The sequence below is a fragment of the Peribacillus huizhouensis genome (genome assembly GCF_014138605.1).
GTDB classification, from domain to species: domain Bacteria; phylum Bacillota; class Bacilli; order Bacillales; family DSM-1321; genus Peribacillus; species Peribacillus huizhouensis.
The window spans coordinates 338,875-353,478 of record NZ_JACJHX010000001.1 but is presented as its reverse complement, the minus strand read 5'-3'; the positions used below and the strand labels follow the sequence as shown (position 1 = coordinate 353,478).

The following is a 14,604-nucleotide window of genomic DNA, read 5'->3' as shown; positions in this document are numbered from 1 at the left end:
GGATGTCCCAAAAAGGTCTAACCTTTGTGAAATGGGGCATCCTTTCTTGTTTCAGAAGATAACTAATAAGAGCAGTTGTTTATAAGATTGACAATTACTTGAGTTATTGCTTGTCTTAAATCTCATTGCCTTACATATATATTGTAATGGGGAGGCGAGCGGATGGTTTCAAGATGGACAGGTGCATTTCAGATAGCAGCGGTTTATGTGGGAACAGTTGTCGGAGCAGGGTTTGCCACAGGTAGGGAAATCGCTGAGTTCTTCACTCAATATGGGATGTATGGTTTTTTCGGCATATTGATAGCTGGATATATTTTTATTTTTACTGGTGCAAAAATCATGTTATTATCTTCACGAGCGGCTGTTTCGACATATGAAGAATTCAATCAGTTTTTATTTGGGAAAAAAATTGCTGCATTCGTAAATATTTTATTTATGCTCATGTTAATTGGGGTTACAGCAGTCATGATTTCTGGTGCAGGAGCAGTATTTGAAGAACAGCTAGGTATTTCTAAGAATGTCGGCGTTACTGTAACGATATTATTCGCTACTATGGTATTAATGGGAGGAATGAAAGGGCTGTTCGCAGTCAATTCCTTTGTTGTCCCATTGATGATTTTTTTTAGTGTAATATTATGTATCCTTACAATTAACGAGGGTGGGTTTGTTTCTGCTTTTACAGTAATTCCTGAAGGAAGAAAAACCTTAGATATCGTCATGTCACCATTTGCTTACTCAGCTTTTAATCTGTCTCTCTCTCTCGCCGTATTAGTTCCAGTAGCTTATGATATTCGTGAGGAAAAGGTATTGAAGCGAGGAGCGATGCTTGGTGGTTTCTTTTTAACTGTAATATTGCTTACGGGGCATTTCTCACTTGTGATGTTGCCTGATTTATTGGATTATTCAATTCCATCAGCAGAATTAATGAAAAATGCAGCGGCCAATCTACATTGGCTATTTGTATTAGTCATTTATGGTGAGATCTTTACTTCTGTCATTGGTAATATTTTTGGACTGCAAAAACAAATTCAGAAATATATTAAAGTGCCTGGATTTTTAGTAATGATCATGATTTGTCTTCTATCTGCTCTGATAGGCAAGTTTGAATATGGACAATTATTAGGATATTTGTACCCGCTGTTTGGTTACATCACTTTAATTTTTTTAGTACTAGTATGGTTTCGAAATCCTATAAGAAAAAAGCCATGAAACAGGAATACACCTATATCATGGCTTTTGCTTTATTTTTTCATTATTGTTTTACCCATTTGAATGAAGGCATCTCTGTAATCGTGGTCTTTATTTGTAAAAATTGTTATTTTAGATTGATTCTTTTCATCTTTGAAAAGAACAGAAGTGACAATGTCATTTCCATTTACTGCTTCATAAACTACTGCATTATCAAGAGAATATTGGGAAGCGTCAACTGGGGTGATAGTTTCTGAAACGGCAGTCAATTGTGTTTTGGCATCTGCTTCGATTTCATCCCAATTCACGTCGGCAGGATAGTGTTCAATCCGCATGAAAACTTCATCTTGACCAGTCAAAAATAGTACATCCTTATTAGGTTCTTCTGCAGTTAGCTCAAACTCAGGCAGTACATACAAACTGAATGGTTGATTATCGCTGTTTTTTAGGAAAGCCGTTTCTTCTTTTTCCACACCATTTACTTTAAATTTCAAAGGTTGTTCAAGAATACGAGCTGTTTCTCCTTTTTCCTCCGTTGTGGAAGTCTCAGTAGCTTCTTCCTCTTCCTTAGTAGGCTTGTCTTTAGATGAAGTACCATTATCAGTTGAGTCAGTGTTTTCGGTGCTTTCTTTGTTTACCTCACTGCTGTTCTCGTTGGTGTTAGGTGTATTTCCAGTAGTTTCTGTATTTTCCTCTTGATTTTCTACTTTAGGTTCCTTAGCGTTTTCATCATTATTGCCTGTACCACAACCTGTTAGTACAAAAGCTGAAACTGTAAGTCCGGCTAGTACTAATTTCCATTTGTTCATTGCAATAATCTCCTTTCTTGTTTGAGTTTTCCACTTTTTTTAGAATAAAAAGTAATTTCACTATACCATGAATTGTATAGAAATGCTTTTACAATGTTAGTCGATTAGATTAAATAAAGATTACTAAATCCAGGGAATCTGTTGCAAAAGAAGAGGGGATGTCCCATGTTCAAAGGGTCTAACCTCGCACACATAGTGATTTAGTGTGCGAGATCAGATTCTTATGTGACACCTTCGATTTTTTAGAACGCTAATGTATTAAGTGGTGTTTTAGAGGGTATAAATTATAGTCAAACTGAATTATGTATTGAGAAAAAAAACTATTTAATGATTTTATAATTTTTATGATTGACAACCGTTTTCTGCTCTAAATCAAAATCTCTGTAATTAGCCATATATGTAACATCAACAATTACTGAATTTTCATTAACCTTTTCTACAATTCCTTGCAAACCGTCACGGAATTCAATGATATTACCTATTTCTGCCTTTTTCATAACTATCAACCATCCTTTTCGTTTCATAATTGTCTTTTTTCTGTGGAAAAGGGGCGGGACTATGCAAGAACAGCTCCGCACCGCCTTCTTCATAAGGTGATACAATTTGAGAACTCGAACCTTTTTCATCGTCGGGTTTAGAGAAGACGCTCATGGATGTTTTTTATGAAGAAAAAGGGTTCAAAGTTAACTTAAATCAGGTACCCAATTAATTGCAAGTTAAACTAGACTTCGTGTAAAAATCTATAAAATCGCTGCTCCTCTCCACCAACTTATCCCGCATTAACGGGCAACGGGCAGTAAAACCCCGATTAGTGAGATACAGTGAAACTTACCGCGAGTTACGCAGAGGTAAAGTTTGCGCCCACAGGATTTTGTCACTCAGACGAAGACATGAGGATGCGGCGTACTTAGTCTAAGTTCGTTGAACCTTTGTTGTAGAGTCAATTTATCGAATCGGAGCGAGATTTAGCGAGTCTAGAATGGGACTAACAAACAGTGGGGGATGAAGAAAACCCGCACTGATGAAGTTTCACTTTATTAGAGAGTTAGTAACCTGCTCTATAAAGCTATTCTTCAAACTAAATTGTCGCGAATTAACAACGTGTTGCTTCCTATTTAAAAGCAGTAGAGCGAGTATTCAGTCATTTGAAGATATTCCTGTTGTTAGGTAATCATGCATAGAGCGCTTTCAAAATAATTTTCGAAATACTCTATAAAACTTTACATGGACTTCTTCTATGACTATATTTTCATAAAAACCATTGAATAGTTTACTATACAGTTTGCACTATTTTTTCCCAAACGTAAAGAAGTTGTTTGCAATTATTAATTTCTTTGTATTTTAGATTGAAATATACTCTAAAAATATACGATGATATCTTGACGAATACCGAGTGTTTCTTTGAAGCATTATTGAAAAATTGCATGATGCGAAACGATAGCGTATTATAGTACTGGATTTTGGAATTAACCATAAAACGTCTGGGGGATTTGGTTTGGATAGAGAAGAAGTAGAGACGCTCTTGAATCAGCTAGCTAACGGTGAGATTGATGAATTTACCATTACGAAGGACCAGTTTTTAGATTTCCAACTCTTTCTTGTCAAAAGAGAGGATTTCAAACACTTTAGCGGAACAGCAAAACATGGTGGAGAAGTCACTTATCAATACATGGTTGAGCCAAGAAGCTAATCGTATACATTAGCCTGTCTAGATATGCATTTTACTTGCATAAACTAAGACAGGCGTTTCTTTTTTGAATTTAGGTATGTAAATAGTGTCTAAATGGTTTGAATTCTTGTACTTTAATTTTCTTGCTCCAATCTTATCATCACTTGACTAAATATTGAAACAAGATATGTGCATCTCACTAGCTTTTTGCTTTTCGAAAACCTGCCTTTAGTGCCTCTTCCTCATTACAAAACAATTTTTCAGGTTTCGTCTGCTCATAATGCAGACCTCCTTTTACATGATATATTTTTTCTCCTTTCGAGTTAATATTTCCTTTAATTTCAGGATTGGTACAAGCTATAGGGCTTTCGGTTGCTTTCGGTTTTTGTTTCTGATCATTAAAACCAGTACTAGTTGTATAATTTTCGATGGACCAAATACCAATTTCTTTTCGTTGTGCTGTTTCTTGGATTTCGCGGAATTCCTCGATGTATTTCGTATTCGGAGCGAATACATAAGCAACTCTAGCATATCCTTTTTCAAGTAAAAGCTGATTCACCATTTTTTCATCAGCGTAAAGGTAAGCAAGAAGTCTGCCATATTTGTCCCGTTCATTCGTACCAAGCTCTATTTCAACGTCTTTTCCTACTGGTAATAGGTTTTTTACAAAGTTGCTCGCTTCAATCGCAAAAGGTTGGATAGGTTTTGTAGGATGTACGCTTTCAGGTGTATCAACTAGTAAAAGTCTTACGGTTTCTTCTTTACTGTTGTCTAATTTGATTTTTATTGTGTCTCCGTCTACGACACGAACAATTGAAGCTGAAATAGTAGAAGGATTTTCCTCAGGTAAATTGGTTTTGTGGTGGTGCGTGCTTTCGTTTGTATTCTGGCTATTTGAACATCCTATAAGGGTCATACAGCATATAAAAGCAAAGATAGTTAAAAGTTGATTAGTGTAAAATTTCATGGTTACCTCCGTAATATTTGTATAAAAGAAAAAAGTTAGCAGACCAATCTATTGGATTGTAAGACATCTGAAAAAGTTTCTCAAATAAGAATAGTCCGGGCTGCTATAAAAAATTAACTATGCAAATATGTATATTACAGTGAGAAAAGTAAAAAACACAATTAAATAGAATTGTGCAATAGAGTATCATAATTACCTATGAATGATTTTGATTGTTTTTGATCGATTCTGCTTAAAATGGTATAATTTTTAATAAATAGATTTTCAGTAATGTAAGCGGTACCTTTCGCGGTGATGAAAGGTTTCTATCCTATTAAAATAATCAGGTATTTATATAAAGAATAAATTAATGCTGAATAATAGTTGCTTTTATAGAGGATTTCTTGTAGGATTTTCCTTGAAAAAGCAAGGTGAAATCGTTGTTTGATATCTTAAGGAATGCTATTCTTAATATTGATGGAATATGAGATATTTTACATGATAAACATGGAAATGCTTTCATTTTCATTTGTATACTTCTTTGCTTTTTAACATGAAATGACCTACATTGGGTAAAATGACAATATCGCGCCATTTAATGTGGTCATTTGTTTTAGAGTATTAATTTTATTGGAAAAGGGAGATTGATTTTAATGCAACAAAAAACATTCAAAGTAATAGCGGATACTGGAATTCATGCACGACCTGCAACATTGTTAGTTCAAGCATCAGGTAAATTCGATTCTGAAATTAATCTTGAATATAACGGTAAGAAAGTAAATCTTAAATCAATCATGGGCGTTATGTCTCTTGGCGTAGGCAAAGATGCTGAAATTACAATCTCAGCTGAAGGAAGCGACGAGAAAGATGCTCTTAACACGTTAGAAGAAACATTGAAAAAAGAGGGATTAGCTGAATAATGTCAACTTTATTATCCGGCATTGCCGCTTCAAACGGAATAGCGATTGCGAAGGCATATCGGTTAATTGAACCTGAGTTAAAGGTTGAAAAGAATTCGATTGAAAATGTTGCCGACGAGACAGCTCGTTTTAGAGCAGCGGTAGATATGTCGAAAACAGATTTACAGCACATACGAGAAAAAGCAGCTGAAGATTTAGGTGAAGATAAGGCGGCCATTTTTGATGCTCATATGTTGGTTATTTCTGACCCAGAGCTTTTAGGCCCAATCGAAGACAAAATAACATCAGAAAATGTTAATGCTGAGTTTGCTTTGAAGGAAACAGCAGATATGTTTATCACGATGTTTGAACAAATGGATAATGAATATATGAAAGAGCGTGCAGCAGACATCCGTGATGTTACGAAAAGACTTCTTGCACATCTTTTGGGTGTTCAAATTCCGAATCCGAGTATGATTGCAGAAGAAGTGATTGTGATTTCTGAAGATTTGACGCCTTCAGATACAGCTCAATTAAATCGCCAATATGTCAAAGGCTTTACTACAGATATCGGCGGTCGAACGTCACATTCTGCGATCATGGCCCGTTCTATGGAAATTCCTGCTGTTGTTGGTACAAAGGAAGCTACGAAAACGATTCAGAATGGTGATATCGTGATTGTAGACGGATTAAATGGCCAAGTACATATTAATCCTACTCCTGAAATTATTGAACAGTATAAGAAAGAAGCACAAGCATATGAAGCGCAAAAAGCGGAGTGGGCAAAGCTTGTAAATGAACAAACAGTTTCCAAAGACGGACACCACGTTGAATTAGTTGCCAATATTGGTACACCTAAAGACCTTGAAGGTGTAATTAACAACGGTGGTGAAGGGGTCGGTCTTTATCGTACTGAATTCCTTTATATGGGTCGAGAACAGTTGCCAACAGAAGAAGAACAGTTTGAGGCGTATAAAGCAGTATTAGAAGGCTTAAAAGGCAAGCCTGTAGTGGTTCGTACTCTTGATATTGGTGGAGATAAAGAGCTTCCGTATCTAAATTTACCAAAAGAAATGAACCCATTCCTTGGATACCGAGCAATTCGTTTATGCCTGGATCAACAGGAAATCTTCCGTACACAGCTTCGTGCATTACTGCGTGCAAGTCAATATGGTGATTTGAAAATTATGTTCCCGATGATTGCTACACTTGGTGAATTCCGTCAAGCAAAAGCGATTTTAGAAGAAGAAAAACAGCAACTTCTTGCAAAAGGTGTTACTGTGGCTGAAGGCATTGAAGTCGGAATTATGGTAGAAATTCCTTCAACTGCTGTCATGGCTGATACATTTGCGAAAGAAGTTGATTTCTTTAGTATTGGAACGAATGATCTTATCCAATATACAATGGCTGCAGATCGTATGAACGAACGCGTTTCATACTTGTATCAACCGTATAACCCGGCTATTTTACGCCTTGTAAAAATGGTCATTGATGCCGCACATAACGAAGGTAAATGGGCTGGAATGTGTGGAGAAATGGCTGGGGATGAAACAGCAATCCCTGTATTGCTCGGTCTAGGTCTCGATGAATTTTCAATGAGTGCCACTTCAATATTGAGAGCACGTTCTTTAATCAGTAAACTCTCAAAAGAAGAAATGGAAGCATTGGCATTATCAGTCTTAAATCTTGAAACAAATGATGATGTAAAAGCAGCTGTTGAAGCAGCCGTTTCTAAAGCATAAATAAAAATGAGGATGTCCTAAAAAGGGTCTAATCTCACAAACTATATTCCGTTTATTGTGTCGGTTATCCGTCATAAAAACGAAATTTAGTAGAAGTGAATCTGACTCTTTTGCTGGGATATCCTCTTTTTTGAGAGTAGGCTTCATCCGGAGGACGCGGCTTACTTCGTCTGTGATTCATTTAACTTAAGTTCGGTCTATGTTAAAAGCGACATTAGAACGAAACCAACAATCGGTGGTGATAAAGCCCCAAACTTATCGAATTTTCATATTATCCAGCATCTACGGGCAGTAAAACCCTCACTGATTGAAGTTTTACTTTACTGCAAAAAGTTTTCCACTTTAGGGACGCTAAGCTATAATGGTAGTGAAGAGACTAGATGGAGGGGAAGTACATATGGATTTAGGTTTACGTAATAAGAATGCACTCATTATTGCTTCAAGTCAGGGGTTAGGGAAAGCGGTTGCAACACTGCTCGTGAAAGAGGGCGCAAACGTTATGCTTTCTGGAAGGGATGAAAGCAAGTTGAAAACTGTGCAAAGAGAGCTTGAAGAATTAGCAGGAGGTAAAGTGGCCTATTGTGTTACGGATATTACGAAAAATAGTGAGATTGTGAATCTTGTCAATCGAACAAATGCGGAATTCGGTGGCATAGAGCTACTTGTAAACAATGCAGGAGGTCCGAAAGCCGGAGCGTTTAGTGAAATGAGTGATGATGATTGGCAACATTCATTTGAATTGAATCTACTAAGCTATATCCGAATCATTCGTGAAACACTTCCATTCTTGCAAAAGCAGGGTGGGAAGATTGTGAATATAGCTTCTTCATCAATTAAAGAGCCTATTCCGGGGTTGATTTTATCTAATACATTCCGCACTGCCATTGTTGGTCTTTCTAAAACCTTGGCGACAGAATTGGCTAGCGATAACATTTTGATTAATACTGTAGGTCCTGGCCGTATTGCAACGGATAGAGTAGCCCATCTCGATCAAATTAATGCTGATAAGCAAGGTGTCAGTGTAAAAGAAATGGAAGCGAAAATGAAAGCAGCTATTCCTTTGGGACGTTACGGCGAGCCTGAGGAATTTGCAAATTTAGTTACATTTCTGCTTTCTGAGGCAAATTCTTACCTTACCGGACAAACGTATTTAGTAGATGGTGGCTCAATTAAATCAATTTAAAATAAGAGTATCAGTATGTACTAAAATGATAAAGGGGGAAAAGATATGGCACATTTGTCGGAGACAGCAAAAGTAGGGTTTATTGGAACAGGTGTAATGGGTAAAAGTATGGTAAGTAATTTATTGAGAGCAGGTTTTAATGTCACTGTTTATAATCGCACTAAAGAGAAAGCAGCAGATCTTCTGAAAGCCGGTGCAAGCTGGGCAGATTCTCCAAAAGAATTAGCAAAACAAACAAATGTCATTATCTCCATTGTTGGGTATCCTAGTGATGTAGAGGAAATTTACCTTGGTGAAGAAGGTATTATCCATTTTGCTGAAGTAAATACGATACTCATTGATATGACAACTTCTACACCCACTCTTGCCCAAAAGATTGCTGCATGTGCAAAGGAAAAAGGTATGTATTCATTAGATGCCCCAGTATCAGGTGGTGATATAGGAGCACGAGATGGCAAATTAGCAATTATGGTTGGCGGTGAACAAGAGATATTCAATAAGGTATCCGATATTTTTGAAGTTTTAGGTACGAATATTGTATACCAAGGGGAATCGGGTTCAGGTCAACATACAAAGATGTGTAACCAAATTGCGATTGCATCAAATATGATTGGAGTTACTGAGGCAATTATTTATGCAAAAAAAGCTGGCCTTAATCCGGATACTGTATTAAAGAGCATAGCCAATGGCGCAGCGGGCAGTTGGTCACTTTCTAATTTAGCTCCTAGAATGATTCAAGGCGATTTTGAACCAGGTTTCTATATTAAGCATTTTTTGAAAGATATGAAGATTGCGTTGGAAGAAGCTGATCGAATGAATCTACAATTGCCTGGATTAACGCTTGCTAAATCGCTTTATGATCAACTGGTCGAAGCAGGGGAAGAGGATAGAGGTACTCAGGCACTTTATAAATATTATCAATAATAAAGTGAAACAACAATCAGTGGGGGCTTCTCCACTGATTCTTAGTCCCATTCTACTGTCGCTAAGATCTTCGCGCAACGTAAGATAAAGCGGCGCTCCGAACTATTGAAGTAAATATTACGCAATGACCAAACAAAATGAATGATTTCTTCGCAAACTCAATTAAGAGTCTATTAAACAGATTTTTAAATAAGCAAACTTAATGGGACTAAGGGTGTCTAAAAACAAAACGGTGCAAAACCTATTCGACTATATATCGTTTATATGATGAACGTGTCACGATAAACGCTGTATAGAGTGTAAGGTCAGCTCGTTTTGGGACACCTTTAGGTCCTTTTTTATTAAGGCTCTTTTTCGAAAAGACCCTTGTTTTTAGCAAGTAACAAATTCGATAAGATGTTGATTGTAGTGGAAGGTGCGAGGCTCCTGAAACTGCCCGCGGAAAACGAGTACCTGTAATGTAAATCAACCCAGGATATCATTGTACATATTATTTAAAAGCAATAAAGGATACGAAAACAGCCTTTTAATATAGAAAATTATTTATAGCTGAGAACTATTAGGTTGTTCATTAAGGAACCATTCAATTCTATTTAAAGCTTCTTTCAATAATTCTAGAGAACAGGCGTATGAGAGTCGGAAATATCCCTCACCAAGCTGGGAAAAGGCATCGCCTGGTACTACAGCTACTTTTGTTTTTTCAACAAGCTCTAGGCAAAATGAAAGTGAGGTAGGGTATCTATTTGGAAGTTTAACAAAAAAGTAAAAAGCTCCGTCGGGTTTTACCACTTCAAATCCCATTTGAATTAATCGTTGATAAACATAATCCCTTCGAGACTGATATTCTTTTTTCATTGGTAATGCATCATCAATTCCATCAGTTAAAGCAGCTAAAGCAGCTCGCTGTGAAACGGAAGAGGCACAGGTTACATTATATTGGTGGACTTTCAAGATTTGACTAGAGATCGCTTCGGGTGAGAAAATAAAGCCAATTCTCCAACCGGTCATCGAATGTGACTTAGATACGCCATTTAAAACGATCGTTTGTTCTTTTAAAAATGAGGCAATTGAAATATGCTTTTGATCAAAAACTAGTTCACTATAGATTTCATCAGCGACAATAAATATATCTTGATCACGAACAAGTTCTGCAATATCCTCGAGTTCCTTTGCTGTAAGCGTGACTCCAGTTGGGTTTGAGGGATAAGGTAAGACGATACATCTAGTTTTGCTGTTTATGTGTTTTTTTAGTATCTCTGCAGTTAAGCGAAATCCATTTGCTGTCGTATCTGCATAAATGGGAGTAGCCCCACACAGCTTAATTATGGGTTCATACCCAGGGTAGACGGGACCAGGAAGGATAACTTCGACACCTTCTGATAATATGGTTCGAAAGGTTACGTCAATCGCTTCACTTGCACCGGTTGTGACAATGACTTCGTTTGCAGGATGATATTGAAGATTGTATTTTTTCCTAACAAAGTCGCTTGCAGCCGTTCTTAATTCAATAAATCCGGCATTGTGCGAATAGACGGTATAGTTATGATCAATCGCAAGTTTTGCTGAATCTTTAATATGGTGAGGTGTTGGGAAATCTGGCTGGCCGATTGTTAATGAAATGGTATTGTCCATACTAGCTACTAAGTTATAAAATTTTCGAATGCCAGAAATCTCAATCTTTTTTACTCGTGGATTAAGTAAATGTTCCATAAATCAGTTCCCCCTTTTTGTAAGGCTTTTTTATTTTATCATTATCGGATTGAGAGATTCTAGAGAAAGATAAAGTGAAACTTCAATCAGTGGGTTTTTCTTCTTCCCCGCTGATTGTTAGTAACGTTCTACTGTCGCTAAGATCATATCGCTTTCGCTTCGATCAATTGACAGTACGTACTAAGGTTCAATGAATCACAGACTAAGTAAGCCGCGTACTTTAGTCTTTCGTCTGTGTTACTCACATCCTTTGGGCCTAACTAAACCGCTGAAGATCACAGCGATAAGTTTCACTGTATATCACCAATTTGTTTCCTTTGTGACATTGTACAAAAGATATTGAATAATAACAAAATTGATCAAATACGTAAAAGATAAGTAAGGATGGATAATGTGATTAGAACATGTGTCATAACGAAAGATAATGAGACGCTTTATAATGTTGAATTGAATGAGTTGAATGAAATAGAAGCGGCTTGGTATTGGGTTGACTTTGCTAATCCGACTGAAGAAGAATCGTTATTATTGTCGAACTTTTTTCAATTTCATCCGTTAGCAATTGAAGATAGCCGAGATGATTTTAAGCAGCGACCTAAGATAGATTTCTACGAAGATTATGAATTTTTAGTTCTTCATGCATTAAATAAAGAAAATTTAAAAGCGATAGAACTGAATATGTTTATAAGCAAAAAATTTATTGTTACCTATCATAAAGAGGAGGTATTAGAGCTTGAGATAGTTTGGGATTTAATGAATAAAAAAAGCTCAATAAGGAAAGGTCCTTTTTTCCTTATGCATGGTTTGATTGACAAATTAGTTGATGAGTATTTCCCACTGGTTTATCGAATTGAAGAAGAATTGAACTGGATAGAAGATAATACAAAAAATGAAACGATAGCTGAGTTAATTGAGCGATTATTTGACTTAAGAGCTGAAATGTCAGCACTGAGAAAAACGATTTTGCCGATGAGGGATATGCTATATCGTATGAATTATTCGGATCGATTGAGTTATTTGATGGAGCAGCATTTGTACTTTAATGATATACATGATCATTTGCTTAAATTGGTGGAGATGCTTGAATCTTATCGAGATTTTTCTTCAGATATCCGTGACAGTTACTTGTCCGTAAATTCTAATAGTTTGAACACGACCATGATGACATTGACTGTTATTACAACTATTTTTATGCCATTAACGTTCATTGCAGGGATATACGGAATGAACTTTGATTATATGCCAGAGTTGCACTGGCATTATGGCTATTTTGCAGTAATAGGAATCATGGCTTTAATTTCTGTTTTGATGTGCGGCTTTTTTATTAAAAAAGGTTGGCTTCCGATGCTGAAAATTAGAAGATCATATAAGCGTCGTCGAAATGGATGAATGTGTTTTTAAATAGCTCTTTTCGTAAAGCTTGTTGTTTGTAAGAAGTAACCAATTCGAGCAGATGTTGATTGTTGTGGAAGGTGCGAGGCACCTGAGACCGCCGTGGGAATGCGAGTACCTGTAACGGAAATCAACCCAGGTTGTTAGTATTCATATAATTGAAAAGCAACAAATTATACGAAAACAGCCTTAAATAATGAATATTTTTCTTTTTTATAGATTTATCTTAAGAAATCACTATTACTGCCGAATTAGTAAGTATAAGAATTTTATTAATTGATAGGTTAAATTTACTAAAATATCTTATTGGACGAATCCTAATCATGAAATATTTTAGGGAGAAAGTATAGGAAGGAAGAATAGAATGGACCAAACAAAAGGGATTTTACTTGAGAGTGGGACAAATGAATTAGAAATAGTTGAATTCGGAATTGGTAATAATAAATTTGGTATTAATGTAATTAAAGTAAAAGAAATTATTAATCCAGTGCCAATTACATATGTACCCCATGCACATAAGAATGTGGAAGGAATCATCGAGCTCAGAAGTGAAGTTCTCCCCGTTGTTGATGTAGCAAAGGCGCTTGGCTTTCCACCATCGGAAAAGCCGAAGGACGATAAATTTATTGTTGCAGAATTTAATCAGCAGAAGATTGTTTTTCATGTACATACCGTGACACAAATACACCGTATTTCCTGGAAGCAAATTGAAAAGCCTTCTGACATGTATCAAGGTCTTGAAGGTCAAATTATTGGGGTCATTAAACTAAATGGAGAAATGCTATTACTTCTGGATTTCGAGAAAATTGTTGTAGATATCAACCCTGAATCTGGAATTAATATTCAACAAGTGAAAAAGCTTGGGCAGAGGGAGAGGTCCAATAAGAAAATTGTAGTTGCTGAAGATTCACCACTTCTTAGAAAGCTTCTTTATGATACTTTATCAGAAGCAGGTTATGATTTACTCGAATTCTTCGAAAACGGCGAAGATGCCCTACGCTATTTAGAAGGAATCCATCAATCGGGGAAAGACCTTAAGGAAGAAGTACAGCTTGTGATTACGGACGTAGAAATGCCGCAAATGGACGGTCTTCATTTAACGAAGCGTATTAAAGAAGATAATGAATTTAGTAAGCTTCCTGTTATTATTTTCTCTTCATTAATTACGGATGATTTACGTCATAAAGGAAATATGGTCGGAGCGGATGCACAAGTAAGTAAGCCAGAAATTGCAGAACTTATTCAATTAATTGATAAACATATTCTTTAAAAAAGAAAGATAATGAAACTTCAATCAGTGGTGGGGCTTCATTCCCCACTGATTGTTAGTCCGGTTCTACTGGCGCTAAATCTTCGATAAAGCGTCACTAGAACCGTTTCAGTGAATAACAGACTAAAGTACACTGCGTCCTTTAGTCTTTCGTCTGTGTCTGTGTGTTAATGCGAGATAAATCTTTCAATAGTGGAAATAGGCTGACTAGACAGGTATATGCTTACCTGCAAGTCAGCCTATTAGTTTGTGGATATTTCATTGTGATGGGCAGGAATTGCTTCATGATTGACCGTTCAATTATAGTTTGAAACCTTTCCCTAAAAATGATGAAGGAAATGTATTTTGGAAGCCTGAGTGTGTATTCATTCGCGACTGCTGGCGAGGTCTGCCAACTTGATTACGTGATTTTGGCTCGCTTGCTTTTCCGATATACGATTGCAAAATCTTCTTTGCTCGTGATAAGGATAAAGTGGCTTTTGGATTACGAACCGATGATGATCGGCTTCCTAAGTGAGGGAGTTTTTTTAAATCCTCTCTTGAAGGCGGGAGGTGGAAAATATATTCACCACATTCGACAATTACATCAGATTGTTGCGCTGAATATCTCGGATTATCGGAAAAATGGAGTCCTAATTTTTTCGCTTTCCCTTCAGTAAGCAACTTGTTTAGAGAATGTCGTTTTAATTCGTATAAAGTTTTAGGTTCTGGGGCTGTTTTTGCGTGCTTGTTCACAACAAAGATTGCTTGAGCAAGACTATTAACTGTGTTCATAGAGGCAGGGTCCCCTTTTATATCATCCATATATAAACTCCTTTCCTATAGTGGTCCTACTTATAGTTCATATTATACCATTTCCAAGTTGAAAGAAAGTA

At 36.5% G+C, this 14,604-nt stretch carries 13 protein-coding genes; 8 read left to right on the top strand and 5 right to left on the bottom strand.

Annotated features, from left to right (window positions below):
* Positions 1-162: 162 nt before the first annotated feature.
* Positions 163-1,209, top strand: coding sequence for a YkvI family membrane protein (locus tag HNP81_RS01630; RefSeq protein ID WP_182501343.1), 1,047 nt, complete (start codon positions 163-165; stop codon positions 1,207-1,209).
* Positions 1,210-1,241: 32 nt separating this feature from the next.
* Here the strand turns inward: HNP81_RS01630 and HNP81_RS01625 are convergent, their stop codons facing one another.
* Together HNP81_RS01625 and HNP81_RS01620 are read right to left on the bottom strand one after the other, a co-directional pair.
* The gene (locus HNP81_RS01625; protein WP_182501342.1) at positions 1,242-1,997 is read right to left on the bottom strand and encodes a DUF8580 domain-containing lipoprotein; all 756 of its coding nucleotides are present in this window, start codon (positions 1,995-1,997) and stop codon (positions 1,242-1,244) included.
* A 320-nt stretch (positions 1,998-2,317) separates the two neighbouring features.
* Complete coding sequence (locus HNP81_RS01620; protein WP_082190976.1) at positions 2,318-2,494, bottom strand: YkvS family protein; 177 nt, start codon at positions 2,492-2,494, stop codon at positions 2,318-2,320.
* A 998-nt stretch (positions 2,495-3,492) separates the two neighbouring features.
* Between HNP81_RS01620 and ykzS the strand changes: the two genes are divergently transcribed.
* Positions 3,493-3,687, top strand: coding sequence for a protein YkzS (gene ykzS / locus HNP81_RS01615; RefSeq protein WP_028393032.1), 195 nt, complete (start codon positions 3,493-3,495; stop codon positions 3,685-3,687).
* A 178-nt stretch (positions 3,688-3,865) separates the two neighbouring features.
* Here the strand turns inward: ykzS and HNP81_RS01610 are convergent, their stop codons facing one another.
* The gene (locus HNP81_RS01610) at positions 3,866-4,633 is read right to left on the bottom strand and encodes a thermonuclease family protein (RefSeq protein ID WP_246399201.1); all 768 of its coding nucleotides are present in this window, start codon (positions 4,631-4,633) and stop codon (positions 3,866-3,868) included.
* Positions 4,634-5,265: 632 nt separating this feature from the next.
* Here HNP81_RS01610 and HNP81_RS01605 point away from each other — a divergent pair.
* The 4 genes from HNP81_RS01605 to HNP81_RS01590 all read left to right on the top strand — a co-directional run bounded on the left by HNP81_RS01605 (position 5,266) and on the right by HNP81_RS01590 (position 9,360).
* Positions 5,266-5,532 (top strand): phosphocarrier protein HPr, encoded by a 267-nt coding sequence (locus HNP81_RS01605; protein ID WP_028393030.1) that lies wholly within the window; start codon positions 5,266-5,268, stop codon positions 5,530-5,532.
* The gene (ptsP, locus tag HNP81_RS01600) at positions 5,532-7,253 is read left to right on the top strand and encodes a phosphoenolpyruvate--protein phosphotransferase (RefSeq protein WP_182501341.1); all 1,722 of its coding nucleotides are present in this window, start codon (positions 5,532-5,534) and stop codon (positions 7,251-7,253) included. Before HNP81_RS01605 ends, ptsP begins: the two co-directional genes overlap by 1 nt.
* Positions 7,254-7,650: 397 nt before the next feature.
* The gene (locus HNP81_RS01595; RefSeq protein ID WP_028393028.1) at positions 7,651-8,436 is read left to right on the top strand and encodes an SDR family oxidoreductase; all 786 of its coding nucleotides are present in this window, start codon (positions 7,651-7,653) and stop codon (positions 8,434-8,436) included.
* 45 nt (positions 8,437-8,481) lie between these two features.
* Positions 8,482-9,360, top strand: a complete 879-nt coding sequence (locus HNP81_RS01590; RefSeq protein ID WP_182501340.1) for an NAD(P)-dependent oxidoreductase — start codon at positions 8,482-8,484, stop codon at positions 9,358-9,360.
* A gap of 543 nt (positions 9,361-9,903) precedes the next feature.
* Here the strand turns inward: HNP81_RS01590 and HNP81_RS01585 are convergent.
* Positions 9,904-11,070, bottom strand: a complete 1,167-nt coding sequence (locus tag HNP81_RS01585; RefSeq protein ID WP_182501339.1) for an aminotransferase A — start codon at positions 11,068-11,070, stop codon at positions 9,904-9,906.
* A gap of 384 nt (positions 11,071-11,454) precedes the next feature.
* Between HNP81_RS01585 and corA the strand changes: the two genes are divergently transcribed.
* Together corA and HNP81_RS01575 are read left to right on the top strand one after the other, a co-directional pair.
* Complete coding sequence (corA, locus tag HNP81_RS01580; RefSeq protein WP_182501338.1) at positions 11,455-12,456, top strand: magnesium/cobalt transporter CorA; 1,002 nt, start codon at positions 11,455-11,457, stop codon at positions 12,454-12,456.
* A 367-nt stretch (positions 12,457-12,823) separates the two neighbouring features.
* Positions 12,824-13,729 carry a chemotaxis protein gene (locus tag HNP81_RS01575; protein ID WP_028393024.1) on the top strand — a complete coding sequence of 302 codons (906 nt, stop codon included), beginning with the start codon at positions 12,824-12,826 and terminating at the stop codon, positions 13,727-13,729.
* Positions 13,730-14,029: 300 nt separating this feature from the next.
* Here the strand turns inward: HNP81_RS01575 and HNP81_RS01570 are convergent, their stop codons facing one another.
* Positions 14,030-14,533: a YkyB family protein gene (locus HNP81_RS01570; RefSeq protein ID WP_051405053.1), complete on the bottom strand. Its 504-nt coding sequence runs from the start codon at positions 14,531-14,533 to the stop codon at positions 14,030-14,032.
* Positions 14,534-14,604 lie beyond the last annotated feature (71 nt).

What these genes read in the sequence shown, in the direction of transcription:
- HNP81_RS01630 (WP_182501343.1), top strand. Translation starts at nt 163, where the DNA reads ATGGTTTCAAGATGGACAGGTGCATTTCAGATAGCAGCGGTTTATGTG.
- HNP81_RS01625 (WP_182501342.1), bottom strand. Translation starts at nt 1,997, where the DNA reads ATGAACAAATGGAAATTAGTACTAGCCGGACTTACAGTTTCAGCTTTT.
- HNP81_RS01620 (WP_082190976.1), bottom strand. Translation starts at nt 2,494, where the DNA reads ATGAAAAAGGCAGAAATAGGTAATATCATTGAATTCCGTGACGGTTTG.
- HNP81_RS01610 (WP_246399201.1), bottom strand. Translation starts at nt 4,633, where the DNA reads ATGAAATTTTACACTAATCAACTTTTAACTATCTTTGCTTTTATATGC.
- HNP81_RS01605 (WP_028393030.1), top strand. Translation starts at nt 5,266, where the DNA reads ATGCAACAAAAAACATTCAAAGTAATAGCGGATACTGGAATTCATGCA.
- ptsP (WP_182501341.1), top strand. Translation starts at nt 5,532, where the DNA reads ATGTCAACTTTATTATCCGGCATTGCCGCTTCAAACGGAATAGCGATT.
- HNP81_RS01595 (WP_028393028.1), top strand. Translation starts at nt 7,651, where the DNA reads ATGGATTTAGGTTTACGTAATAAGAATGCACTCATTATTGCTTCAAGT.
- HNP81_RS01590 (WP_182501340.1), top strand. Translation starts at nt 8,482, where the DNA reads ATGGCACATTTGTCGGAGACAGCAAAAGTAGGGTTTATTGGAACAGGT.
- HNP81_RS01585 (WP_182501339.1), bottom strand. Translation starts at nt 11,070, where the DNA reads ATGGAACATTTACTTAATCCACGAGTAAAAAAGATTGAGATTTCTGGC.
- corA (WP_182501338.1), top strand. Translation starts at nt 11,455, where the DNA reads ATGGATAATGTGATTAGAACATGTGTCATAACGAAAGATAATGAGACG.
- HNP81_RS01575 (WP_028393024.1), top strand. Translation starts at nt 12,824, where the DNA reads ATGGACCAAACAAAAGGGATTTTACTTGAGAGTGGGACAAATGAATTA.
- HNP81_RS01570 (WP_051405053.1), bottom strand. Translation starts at nt 14,533, where the DNA reads ATGGATGATATAAAAGGGGACCCTGCCTCTATGAACACAGTTAATAGT.